The organism is Paraburkholderia lacunae, from assembly GCF_003353175.1.
GTDB lineage: Bacteria > Pseudomonadota > Gammaproteobacteria > Burkholderiales > Burkholderiaceae > Paraburkholderia > Paraburkholderia lacunae.
The window spans coordinates 1-12,281 of record NZ_QHKS01000013.1 but is presented as its reverse complement, the minus strand read 5'-3'; the positions used below and the strand labels follow the sequence as shown (position 1 = coordinate 12,281).

Annotated in this window: 10 protein-coding genes and 1 tRNA gene; 6 read left to right on the top strand and 5 right to left on the bottom strand. The window is 63.0% G+C overall.

The features are described 5' to 3' along the window. Window positions 1-343: 343 nt before the first annotated feature. The 3 genes from DLM46_RS20510 to garD form a co-directional block, all read right to left on the bottom strand. Window positions 344-1,264 carry an SMP-30/gluconolactonase/LRE family protein gene (locus DLM46_RS20510; RefSeq protein WP_115103605.1) on the bottom strand — a complete coding sequence of 307 codons (921 nt, stop codon included), beginning with the start codon at window positions 1,262-1,264 and terminating at the stop codon, window positions 344-346. 5 nt (window positions 1,265-1,269) lie between these two features. Next, the gene (locus DLM46_RS20505) at window positions 1,270-2,112 is read right to left on the bottom strand and encodes an NAD-dependent epimerase/dehydratase family protein (RefSeq protein WP_115103190.1); all 843 of its coding nucleotides are present in this window, start codon (window positions 2,110-2,112) and stop codon (window positions 1,270-1,272) included. Window positions 2,113-2,271: 159 nt separating this feature from the next. Next, a complete protein-coding gene (garD, locus tag DLM46_RS20500; protein ID WP_115103189.1) occupies window positions 2,272-3,861 on the bottom strand; it encodes a galactarate dehydratase in 1,590 nt (529 codons plus the stop codon). A gap of 207 nt (window positions 3,862-4,068) precedes the next feature. On the opposite strand from garD, the gene kdgD reads away from it, so the two are divergent. The 3 genes from kdgD to DLM46_RS20485 all read left to right on the top strand — a co-directional run bounded on the left by kdgD (window position 4,069) and on the right by DLM46_RS20485 (window position 7,426). After that, a complete protein-coding gene (gene kdgD, locus DLM46_RS20495; RefSeq protein WP_115103188.1) occupies window positions 4,069-4,986 on the top strand; it encodes a 5-dehydro-4-deoxyglucarate dehydratase in 918 nt (305 codons plus the stop codon). Window positions 4,987-5,182: 196 nt separating this feature from the next. Next, window positions 5,183-6,547, top strand: coding sequence for an MFS transporter (locus DLM46_RS20490; protein WP_279635212.1), 1,365 nt, complete (start codon window positions 5,183-5,185; stop codon window positions 6,545-6,547). A 135-nt stretch (window positions 6,548-6,682) separates the two neighbouring features. Then, a complete protein-coding gene (locus DLM46_RS20485; protein ID WP_115103186.1) occupies window positions 6,683-7,426 on the top strand; it encodes a FadR/GntR family transcriptional regulator in 744 nt (247 codons plus the stop codon). 102 nt (window positions 7,427-7,528) lie between these two features. Here DLM46_RS20485 and DLM46_RS20480 read toward each other — a convergent pair whose 3' ends face one another. Beyond that, window positions 7,529-9,112, bottom strand: a complete 1,584-nt coding sequence (locus DLM46_RS20480; RefSeq protein WP_115103185.1) for an aldehyde dehydrogenase (NADP(+)) — start codon at window positions 9,110-9,112, stop codon at window positions 7,529-7,531. A gap of 227 nt (window positions 9,113-9,339) precedes the next feature. On the opposite strand from DLM46_RS20480, the gene garL reads away from it, so the two are divergent. Next, window positions 9,340-10,125, top strand: a complete 786-nt coding sequence (garL, locus tag DLM46_RS20475; RefSeq protein ID WP_115103184.1) for a 2-dehydro-3-deoxyglucarate aldolase — start codon at window positions 9,340-9,342, stop codon at window positions 10,123-10,125. 45 nt (window positions 10,126-10,170) lie between these two features. After that, a complete protein-coding gene (locus tag DLM46_RS20470) occupies window positions 10,171-11,064 on the top strand; it encodes a 2-hydroxy-3-oxopropionate reductase (RefSeq protein WP_115103183.1) in 894 nt (297 codons plus the stop codon). A gap of 202 nt (window positions 11,065-11,266) precedes the next feature. Here the strand turns inward: DLM46_RS20470 and DLM46_RS20465 are convergent. Next, a tRNA-Val gene (locus tag DLM46_RS20465) sits at window positions 11,267-11,343 on the bottom strand. Between the two features lie 265 nt (window positions 11,344-11,608). On the opposite strand from DLM46_RS20465, the gene DLM46_RS20460 reads away from it, so the two are divergent. After that, a complete protein-coding gene (locus DLM46_RS20460; protein ID WP_115103182.1) occupies window positions 11,609-12,073 on the top strand; it encodes a hypothetical protein in 465 nt (154 codons plus the stop codon). Window positions 12,074-12,281: the final 208 nt, after the last annotated feature.

The following is a 12,281-nucleotide window of genomic DNA, read 5'->3' as shown; positions in this document are numbered from 1 at the left end:
TCAGGCGCGCCATTTTTCGTAGACCGAGCGAGACCGTACCGCAAGCATCGGCTTCCACCACGTTGTACGATAAGCGATGAATTATTAGGTATTCGACGGCACGACGGACGTGAACGGCCGGTGAACAAGGCGTCGCGAGATTGCCCGGGCAAACAGGATGGCCGCGCCGCCTCGCCGGCAATTCCATTTATCGCGAATGCGACACTAAACGCGCCCGGAGTAACGATCTAAAAGAAATTCGAAAATCGCGCCGGGCCAATTTGAGTTTTCTCGATATCCGAACCGGCTTGCCGCGAACACTTTACGCGGCAACGTCCGGCGCCCAGCTTACGCAGTCATCGCTTTATAGTTCGCCTGCATAGTCGGGCTCGAGCAGGCCGCTCACGCCAGGGCGAAGCGCAAACAGATGTCCGTCATGTTCGTTCGCACCCACCGCGGGGCGGATCGAGGTCACGAACAACGTATCCAGATCGCGGCCGCCGAACGCGCACATCGACGGCTTCGCGGCCGGCACGGCGATCTGCCGGTCCAGCGTGCCTTGCGGCGTGAAGCGCAACAACAAACCGGCGTCGTTCGCGCAAATCCAGTAGCAACCGTCGGCATCCACCGCAGCGCCGTCGGGCCGGCCGGCGTAGTGATGCAGATCGGCGAAAACACGCCGGTTGCGCGGCTCGCCCGCCTCCGTGTCGTAATCGAATGCCCAGATAAGCCGGCGCGAAGGGTGCGAGTCGGACAGATACATCGTCGCACCGTCGGGCGACCACGCCAGACCGTTCTGCACGATCAGCGCATCGACGACCGGCGCCGACAGCACGCCGCGCGCATCGAAGCGATACAGCGCCCCGGCGGGGTTGGCCGCCGCCATGTCCTGCACCATCGTGCCGGACCAGAAGCGTCCTTGCCGATCACAACGGCCGTCGTTAAAACGCATGCCGGCAAGCGGAAAAACCGGCGCGGCAAGCTTCTTTCCCGTCACCATCGCCGGCTCGCCGCCGGACGCACCTTCGATCAGCGTGACCCCAAAGAGCCCCGTCTCGCAGCCGGCCAGCACCGTGCCGCGATGATCGAACGCAAGACATGCCACCTGCTCCGGCAGCATCCATTCGGACCGCTCACCCGTGCCGACCCTCAACCGCATGATTTTCCGCGCCGGGATGTCCACCCAGTAGAGCGCCTCTTCCGCTGCACGCCACACCGGGCTCTCGCCGACCTGGGCCGGCATCCGCTCCGCCGCCTCCACACGCTCTACCCGCACGTTCGCCATGCCGCTCACCGCTTCGGTTCCATCGGGCCGGCCAGCACGAACGGGCCGCCTTGAAAACGCTGCGTCGGGTCATCCAGGTCCGCGCTGGGCGCATTGACTGGAAAGAGGTGTTCGAACTCGACCGAACTGTCCTGCGGACGAAAGCCGAGGAACGCCGCCTTGGTGTTATCCACCCACTTGGTTCGGTTGTCCGACACGCCATACACGATTGCATGCCCCACCCGGTTGGTGAACAGCGAGCAGCGCACCAGTTCGATCAAGTCCCGAAAGCTCAGATAGGTCACGAGCATGCGGGGATTCTTCGGCTGCTCGAACGACGAGCCGATCCGCAGGCACACCGTCTCGAGACCGAAGCGGTCGAAGTAATAGCGCGACAGCGATTCGCCGAAGCACTTGGTCACGCCATAGAGGCTGTCGGGGCGCAGCGGCGCGTCGATATCGACCACCGAAGTCACTGGATGAAAACCCACCGCGTGATTCGAGCTCGCATACACGATGCGCTTCACGCCCTGCTTCTGCGCGGCCGCATAGAGGTTGTACAGGCCGCGTATGTTCGCTTCGAGCAGATCTTCGAAGGGCGCCTCGACGGAAATACCGCCGAAGTGAACCGCCGCGTCCACGCCTTCCAGCAGCGCATGCACGGCTTGCTCATCGGCGAGGTCGACGATCGATGCTTCCTCGTGCTCCGCCACATCGCCGAGCGGCGCGATGTCGGTCACACGCACAATGTCGGCCCACGCGGCGAGCGCGCCGCGCAGCTGCTGCCCCAGATTTCCGGCCGCGCCGGTTAGCAGAAGGCGCCGGAAGGGTTTCTGTGCCGCCGGGCGCTCAAGGTTCGAGTCGGTCATGTCTCTGTCTATTGTGTGAGTGGTTTTGCCGGCTGCCTGTCTTCCGGCAGAGCCCGCGTGTTCGCTTGCGCATCGGCTATCCGCTTCAAGAGGCCGATGCCGGACGGAACGGTGACACCCGCGTTTCCAGCCGCGCGACGTCAGCGCGCCGAACGGCAATCAGGTCACCGGCGCCGGATTGAACAGCGTCAACGCGTTGTGAAGCTTGAGCTTCTCCGCGCAGGTCTCCTTGCGCCCGCTGGCCACGTCGAGCATCAGGCGGAACAACGCCCAACCTACGTCTTCGATGGTCGCAGCGCCGGTTGCGATGGTGCCGGCGTCGATATCCATCAGGTCATGCCAGCGGCGCGCGAGATCCGAGCGCGTCGCCACCTTGATCACGGGGACTTCCGCGAGGCTGTATGGCGTGCCCCGACCCGTCGTGAACACGTGAAGATTGATGCCCGCCGCTACTTGCAGCGTGCCGCAAATGAAATCGCTCGCGGGCGTCGCAGCGTAAATCAGGCCTTTTTGCCGGACTTTCTCGCCGGGCGACAACACGCCCGAGATCGCCGAGTTGCCTGACTTGATGATCGACCCCATCGCCTTTTCGACGATGTTCGACAAGCCGCCTTTCTTGTTGCCCGGCGTGGTGTTGGCACTGCGGTCCGCGCCACCGCGCTTCAGGTAATCGTCGTACCACTGCATCTCGCGGATGATTGCGGCGGCGACGTCCGCGTTGGCCGCGCGCGCCGTCAGCTGATCGACGCCGTCGCGCACTTCGGTGACTTCGGAGAACATGACCGTCGCCCCAGCGCGCACCAGCAAGTCGGTCGCGAAGCCCACCGCGGGATTCGCGGTCAGCCCGGAGAATGCGTCGCTGCCGCCGCATTGCACGCCGATCACCAGGTCCGACGCCGGACAGGTCTCGCGACGACGATTGTTCAGCCGCTTCAGATGGCCTTCGGCCATTTTCATGATCGAGTCGATCATCGACTGGAAGCCGACGTGCGCGTCGTCCTGAAGCACGACGACGCCGCCGTTCAGGTCCGCGGCAAGCTCGCCGATGTCGGCAACTTCATCCACTTCGGCGGCAGTTGCAATCGGAATCGTGCCCGGCGGCATCAAACGCTCGGGCTGCAATTTTTCGCAGCCAAGGCTGACCATCATCACTTCGCCGCCGAAGTTCGGGTTCAGACTGATGTTGCGCACGGTGCGGATCGGCACCATCGCGTCAGGTGCATCGATCGCGACGCCGCAACCATAGGTGTGCCCCAACCCGACGACGTCGTCGACATGGGGATAGTGCGGCAGCAACTCGGCCTTGATTCGCGTGACCGCATGCTGAACCACGTCCGCCACGCATTGAACCGTGGTCGTGATGGCGAGAATGTTGCGCGTGCCGACCGAGCCGTCGGCGTTGCGATAGCCCTCGAACGTGAAACCTTCGAGCGGCGGCATGTCCGGCGCCTTGATGGTCGCGATCGGCAGGTCCTCCAGTCCGGGTGGACTCGGCATCCGGATCACGTGTTCGTTGATCCAGCTTCCCTTCGGCAAAGACTTGAGCGCATAGCCGATCACCACGTTGTATCGGATGACCTCATCGCCTTCCGAAAGATCGGCTAGCGCGACTTTGTGCCCTTGCGGCACGCGCTCGCGCAGCACGAGGCCATCGGGAAATACCGCGCCCTCACCCAGGCCGCCGTCGTTGACGACAATCGCGACATTGTCGTTGGGGTGAACGCGAATGTAGAGCGGTGGTTGTTCCATTTGCATCGGTCCTTGTGGCGCCTGTGCGCCCGCTACTCCATCATCAATTCATACGTCATCCTACAACACCGCGCATTGCCTGGATGTTCCGTATTTACCCTATGCCCGCCATTATGCCGCGATAACGCGGTTGAAGTCGTTGATTCGTTGTTGTACGATGACGTATAAGAATTATCCGTACCTGAACAACGCCCTGGATACTCAATCATGACAACACCGCAGGAACTGAAGCAGATCGTTTCGGAAGGCCTCCTGTCCTTCCCCGTGACCGACTTCGACGAACAAGGCGATTTTCGCGCCGACACTTACGCCGAGCGCCTCGAATGGCTCGCCCCGTACGGCGCTTCGGCGCTGTTCGTCGCGGGCGGCACCGGCGAATTCTTTTCGCTGACGCACAACGATTATTCGAACGTCGTGCGCACGGCGACGGAAGTCTGCAAGGGCAAGGTGCCAATCCTCGCCGGTGCGGGCGGCCCGACACGCGTGGCGATCGAGTACGCGCAGGAGGCGCAGCGCCACGGTGCGAACGGCATTCTGCTGATGCCGCACTACCTGACCGAAGCCTGCCAGGAAGGCATTGCCGCGCATGCTGAAGAAGTGTGCAAGTCGGTGCCGGACATGGGCGTGATCATCTACAACCGCGCGAATTCCAAGCTCAACGCCGACATGCTCGAGGGCCTGGCCGAGCGCTGCCCCAACCTGATCGGCTTCAAGGACGGCGTGGGCGAGATCGAGAACATGGTGTCGATCCGCCGCCGTCTCGGCGACCGCTTTTCGTACCTCGGCGGTCTGCCGACCGCCGAAGTCTATGCGGCGGCCTACAAGGCGCTGGGCGTACCGGTGTATTCGTCGGCGGTGTTCAACTTCATCCCTAAGACGGCAATGGCCTTCTACCGCGCGATCGCCTCGGACGATCACGCCACGGTGGGCAAGCTGATCGACGAGTTCTTCCTGCCGTATCTCGCCATTCGCAATCGCCGCGCAGGCTACGCGGTCAGCATCGTGAAGGCCGGCGCGAAGCTGGTGGGTCACAGCGCGGGCCCCGTACGCGCCCCGCTGACCGATCTGACCGACGAAGAAGTCGCGCAACTCGACGTCCTCATCAAAAAACTCGGACCGCAGTAAGCGTCCGGCGGCCGTGCGAGCCTGCCCGCGCACATCGCGGCGCCGCCGCACATAGCGCCCGGGACGGCAACGTCGCCGGGCGTTTTTTACAGCCCCGGAGCGCCGCGCGGCACTGCCGGTAAAGCTCCGGTTGACCGGCGAGGATCATCGCCGCTGGTTGCACCACAAGGCCTGGGAGCCTGCTCCCTTGCATAAAATTCAGGAGATGGTCATGGAAATGAGCCGCACGGCGAGTCCCGCCGACGCCGCGAAACGCACAAGAGTCCGCTACACGATTCTGCTGCTGGTCTTTCTCATCACGACCGTCAATTACGCGGACCGCGCGACGCTCTCCGTGACCGGCTCCGCGATGCGCGCCGAGTTCGGCTTCGACGCGATCAGGATGGGCTACATCTTCTCCGCGTTCAGCTGGGCGTACGTTCTGTCGCAGCTGCCGGCCGGTTTGCTGCTCGACCGGTTCGGCGCGCGGCGCCTCTACGCCGCGAGCATTTTCTTGTGGTCGCTGTTCACGCTGCTGCAAAGCTCGATCGGTTTGCTGGGCAGCGCCGCAGCCGCCGTCACGGCGCTGTTCGTGCTGCGCTTCGCCATGGGCGCGGCCGAATCGCCGGCTTTTCCGGCCAATGCCAAGGTCGTCGCCAGCTGGTTCCCGACGACCGAACGCGGAACGGCATCGGCCATTTTCAATTCGGCCCAATACTTCGCAGCGGTCGTCTTCACGCCGCTGATGGCCTGGCTCACGCACGCGTTCGGCTGGCACGCGGTGTACGTCGTGATGGGCGTGGCCGGCCTATTACTTGCCGTCACCTGGCTGAAAGTGATGAAGAATCCCGCCGACCACCCGAGCGTTTCGCGCGCCGAACTGGACTACATCGAACAAGGCGGCGGCGTGCTCAGCGGGCACCAGAAAGTCCGACCCGCCGATGTTTCCCGTGCCGGGGGCTGGTTTCTCGTGCGTCAGCTGCTGACCAATCGCATGCTGCTCGGCGTCTATCTCGCCCAGTACTGCATCAACGTGCTGACCTATTTCTTCCTGACCTGGTTTCCGATCTACCTCGTGCAAGCTCGCGGCATGACGATTCTGCAGGCGGGCCTGGTGGCGTCGCTGCCCGCCATTTGCGGATTCTCCGGCGGCGTACTCGGCGGCATCCTGTCCGATTCGCTGATCCGGCGCGGCCATTCGCTCACGATCGCGCGCAAGACGCCGATTGTCGGCGGCATGCTGCTGTCGGCGTGCATCATCGGCTGCAACTATGTCACCGCCGACTGGCTCGTCGTCGCGCTCATGTCGCTGGCATTCTTCGGCAAAGGCCTGGGGGCGCTCGGTTGGGCGGTCGTCGCCGATACGTCGCCTAAAGAGGCCCTCGGCCTGTCGGGCGCGATCTTCAACATGTTCGGCAACGTGGCCGGCATCGTCACGCCCATCGTGATCGGCTATCTCGTCGCGAAGACCGGCTCGTTCAATGGAGCGCTAGTGTTCGTGGGTCTGAACGCGCTGCTCACCGTGTTCAGCTACCTCGTGATCGTCAAAGACATCAAACGGGTCGAACTGCGCCGGCGGTAGCACGGAGCCGGCGCATGCCTTGCGATGCGCCGGCTCCGGAAATGATCGCGCGCTGCTTGTATAATCAGTCATCAGACAACGCTATAATGAAACGCAGGAAGTATCTGCAACTATTTGATTCGAGGGGCGTTTTCGATGGCTTCACAACTGGCTTCAGCAACACCGCCACGACGCGCTCGCAATCTCGCCGAGTTTGTCGTCAACTACGTCACCGAGCAGATCGCATCCAACGCCTTGAAGCCCGGCGATAAACTGCCCACCGAATCGCAGTTGATGGTCACGCTGAGCGTGAGCCGCACCGTCATCCGCGAGGCTATTTCACGCTTACAGGCGGGCAAGATCATCGAGACGCGGCACGGTATCGGCAGCTTCGTGCTGGAACAGCCGCGCGAAAAACTGGGTATCGACATGGTGCCCGCCACCACCTTGCGCGACGTGTTGTCGATACTCGAGCTGCGCATCAGCCTCGAAACGGAGTGCGCGGGGCTGGCGGCGCAACGGGCCAAACCGGACGACCTCGCGCGCATGCGCACCGCGCTCGACGCGATCGAAGCAACCCGCCGCAATGGGCGCGACAGCGTCGATGCAGACCTCCAGTTTCATATCTCCGTGGCGCGCGCAACCGGCAACCGGTATTTCGTCGACATCCTCACGCAGATGGGCAGTGCGCTCATTCCGCGCAAGCGGCTCGATTCGGCGGGAATCGCGCATGCGGAGCCGGACGCTTACCTGTCGCTCGTGAACCTCGAACACGAAAGCATCCTCGAGGCGATCACGCGGCGCGATGCGGAAGGCGCGCGGGCGGCGATGCGCATGCATCTGTCCAATAGCCGCGAGCGGCTCAGGCGCGCCAACGAAGCGGCCGAAACGAGCAGCTGATTCGAAATCCGCCGCTGCGCAAGAAGGAATGGCCGGGAATCCCCGGCCATTTTTTATTCCACTCGCGTCGTCGTACGTGTGGTTGCGTGCTTGGCTGCGTGCCTAGCTACGCGTCATCTCGCCATCTCGGCGACGCCACAAGTCCAGCGGATTGCTGTCGGCCAACGCTTCGGACAACAGGTCGGCCGGGAAATCCTGATAGCACACCGGGCGCAGGAAACGTTCGATAGAGGTCGTACCGACCGACGTGGCACGGCTATCGGATGTGGCCGGGAACGGACCGCCATGCACCATCGCGTGCGAAACCTCGACACCCGTCGGGAAACCGTTGACCAGAATCCGCCCGGCCTTGCGCTCGAGGATCGGCACCAGCTTTCTGGCCGCCGACAGATCGCCGCTGTCCATCTGCACCGTGGCGGTAAGCTGGCCGGCAAAGTGCTCGGCCACCGCCAGCATTTGCTGCTCGTCCTTGCAGCGCACGATGGTCGACGCGGGACCGAAAACCTCATCTTGCAGTTCAGGCGTCGCAAGGAATGTTTGAGCGTCGGTCACGAACAATGCGGCGCGCGCCTGCGTCGGACCAGCGGCATCGACACCGCGTGCCACTGTCTCCACGCCTCTCATGGCCGCCAGTTTGCCTTCGCCTTCCTCATAAGCAGCATGAATCCCGGAGGTGAGCATGGTCTGGGCGGGCCTGGAATTCAGTGCGCCGGATGCCGCCGCAACGAAGCCTTTGAGCGCATCGCTGTCGACGGCAATCGCGAGGCCCGGGTTGGTACAGAACTGCCCTGCGCCAAGCACGAGCGAATCGACGAAACCACGCGCCATGCTCTCGCCGCGCGAAGCAAGCGCGTTCGGCAACAGGAAGACCGGGTTGATGCTGCTCATTTCGGCGTAGACGGGAATCGGCTCGGCACGCGCGGCTGCGACGCGCATCAACGAAGTCCCGCCGACGCGCGAACCCGTGAAGCCCACCGCCTTGATCGCGGGATGCGCGACCAGCGCTTCGCCGACCGAATTGCCTGCGCCGACGATCATCGAGAAGACGCCCTCCGGCAAGTCCATTTCCTGCGCGACACGCTGAATGACGCGGCCGACCATCTCCGACGTGCCGAGGTGGGCCCGATGCGCCTTCACCACCACCGGGCAGCCGGCAGCGAGCGCCGCGGCCGTATCGCCACCTGCCACCGAAAACGCGAGCGGGAAATTGCTGGCCCCGAACACGGCGACCGGCCCCAGCGGAATCTTTTGCATGCGCAGGTCCGAGCGCGGCAAGGGCTTGCGCTCCGGCAACGGCGAATCGAGCGTTGCGGCGAGCCATTGACCCGCCCGCACGACTTGCGCAAACAACTTGAGCTGCCCTGTGGTACGACCACGTTCGCCTTCGAGGCGCGCCTTCGGCAAGCCGGACTCTTCGTGCGCGCGCTGGATCAATGCGTCATCGAGTGCCGTGATGCCGTCGGCGATGCGCTCGAGAAATTCGGCTCGCACCGTGAGCGGCAGTTGCCGGTAGGGGTCGAACGCTTTCTGCGCGAGTGCGCAGGCGAGATCGACGTCCGCAACCGTGCCCGAGCCGAAGACCGGCTCGGCGATATCGGCGCCGGTGGTGGGATCGAACGCACGCAAAGGTTTTTCTTCGCCGCGCACTGCCTTGCGGCCAATCAGCATTTCGCCGGTAATAGACATTTCGCTTCCTTGGATTGACTGCGATTGATATCGGTCATCCTACAACATAATTAACGTACGCTGCAAGCCGCCCTTGCAGGCTTCAAGTGGTCGATGCGGGTTTACGCGCCTGTCGTGTCAATCGTGCGCGGTGCTAATCTTGCCATAGATGTACGACGACCTATAACACATCAATCCAGCAGACATTTGAGCTTGTCCCCTTCAATCGCAGTTTGAGGAACACAGCCATGACAGTCGCAACGCCGTATCAGCCCCTTCCCAACACGTTTCGCCGCGCCGTTTGCGGCGGCAAAACCCTGATCGGCTGCTGGGCTTCACTAGCGAGTCCGATCGCCACTGAACTGCTCGGCATCATCGGCTTCGACTGGCTGCTGCTGGATGCAGAGCATGCGCCGAACGATGTCCTGACACTGATCCCGCAGTTGATGGCGCTCAAGGACAGTCCAAGCGCACCGGTCGTCCGGCCGCCGGCGAATGACAGCGTCTTCATTAAACGGCTGCTCGACGCCGGTTTCTCGAACTTCCTCGTGCCGTTTGTCGACAGCGCCGAGGACGCGGCCCGCGCGGTCTCGGCGACTCGCTATCCACCGCAGGGCATTCGCGGCGTCTCGGTGAGCCAACGGGGCAATCGCTACGCGAGCGTGCCGAACTACTTCGATATCGCCAACGACAACGTCTGCGTCATTGCCCAGATTGAAAGTCGCAAGGCAGTCGAGGCGATTGACGAGATCGTCGCCGTCGACGGAGTTGATGCCGTTTTCGTCGGACCTTCCGATCTCGCCGCCGCTCACGGACACATCGGCAACCCGAACCATCCCGAAGTGCAAGAGGCGATCGTGCGCGTCTTCGACCGTGCACAAGCGGCCGGCAAGGCAAGCGGCATCCTCGCCCCCGTTCAGGCGGACGCGGAGCGCTATCTCTCGATGGGTTGCCGCGTGGTCGCGGTCTGCGCTGACATGGGGTTGCTCAAAGGCGCGGCGCAGACGGTTCAGAAACACTTCATGCAGACATGAACTGGCGCGGCCACCACGGCCGCGCTGACATCTCCGGAGAACATCATGCAAAAAACAGGCTTTATCGGGCTCGGCATCATGGGCAAACCCATGGCCGCCAACCTTCTCAAGAACGGCGTCAGCCTCGCCGCGTTTACGCGCAGCGGCGTACCTGACGATCTCAAGCAGGCAGGCGCAATCGCATGCGATAGTCCGGCTGCGATTGCGCAGCAGGCCGACGTGATCTTCATGATGGTGCCGGACACGCCCGACGTCGAACGTGTCCTGTTCGGCGAACAGGGACTCGTCGGCGCGTTGCGCGCCGGGCAAATCGTCGTCGACATGAGTTCGATTTCGCCGATGGCCACCCGCGCCTTCGCCGCCCGTGTGCGCGAACGCGGCGCGGAGTATCTGGACGCGCCGGTGTCAGGCGGCGAGGTCGGCGCCAAAGCCGGTTCGTTGACCATCATGGTCGGCGGCACGACGGCGGCCTTCGACAGCGTCAAGCCGCTGTTCGACATGATGGGCAAGAACGTCACGCTGATTGGCGATGTCGGCGCCGGACAGGTATGCAAAGTGGCCAACCAGGTCATTGTCGCGGCGACGATCGAGGCAGTCGGCGAAGCGCTGCTGCTCGCCTCGAAGGCCGGCGTCGATCCCGCGCGCGTGCGTGAAGCGCTGATGGGCGGTTTTGCGTCCTCGCGTATTCTCGAAGTGCACGGCGAACGGATGACGAAACGCACCTTCGATCCTGGCTTCCGGATCGAGCTCCACCAGAAGGATCTGAATCTCGCGCTCTCCACGGCGCAAACGCTCGGCGTGTCCTTGCCCAATACTGCCACCTGTCAGGCGCTCTTCAATGCATGTGTCGCACACGGCGGTAAAGCGTGGGACCACTCCGCGATGGTGCGTGCGCTCGAAATACTCGCCAATCACGAAATCGGTCAGCAGACCGCTTAAACGAACAGCGTGTCAATGTTCGAGCGCGCGACCACCGTGCTCATGCAAGCAACGCATGCACAGACGAAATGGCGACAAGGAGGAAACCAGAGACAAGAGGGCCGCGCGATGAAGACGTGTGCCGATGAGATGCGATGCGATGTGATGTGAGAACAAGGCGTAGACGAAAGCTGAGCCGCTTTCGTCTACCTCACCTATGCGTTGGTAGGCTCGATTGGATTCGAACCAACGACCCCCACCATGTCAAGGTGGTGCTCTAACCAACTGAGCTACGAGCCTTTAGAGGCGCGAATTATAGAGACTCCCCACGCGCAGCACAAGCCCCTCTTCTACTCGCGAGCTGGTCCGCGTGTGCGTTGGTGCGCCATTCAACCGAGCTTGTCTTGCGGCCATCGCGGTTCACGGTATCGCGCAATGGAAGATCATGCGCAGGCCCCGATCGCCAGGAGATTCAGCCCATAGCGGGACAATGCTCGTCGGAGGGCTCAACCTTTTACCGCGCGCGCCGTTATTGCATCTGCAAAGGCACAAACATTGGACCTTCATGGCACAAGCTATTCCGTTTTCCCGTCACACCGGCGCTGCGCGTGCGCGGCATGCCAAGGCGATGCTGTTGCCGATCGCCCGGCAGACCGCCGATGAGCTCGCGCTGCGCGTCCATCTGGCGCTCGACGCGTTGCGGCGCGGCGTCGGCGGTGTGACCGATGCGCAAACGCTCACACAGGTCATGCTGCTAACCGGCTTTCTGGCTGAATCCGGCTTCGGCTCTGCGACCGGCGATCAGCTCAGCGCAGCCGAGCGTGCTGTGTCGATGGTTTTCGATATCGGCAGGGAGACCGGCGAGTGGCGGCTGGATAGCGCAGCATTCGAGTTGTTCGCCGCAATTGCAACGAATTATGATCGGCAACTGCACAGGGCACCACTTTGGGCAATCACCGATGCCAGTGAACGGCTCGACCGGTTTACCGCGGGTATGTCGTATCAGATGCCGGTGCGGAAACGGGCCTGACTCTGCTGTTTCTGGCGCTGCGGCTGCGCATGGGGCAAGCCGGATCGGGCTGCTGCGGCGGAGGGACCCGGGGAGGCTGCCGCACGGGCGGTAGGCAGCAGGCGTACGGCGATGGACGGCCTTGCTGTGTTGCCGTTTTCCGCGCCGTGCAGTTTGTCTGGCCAGCTGGATGTCAACGGCGACGCCGGGTTTTATCGCCGTAAACGCA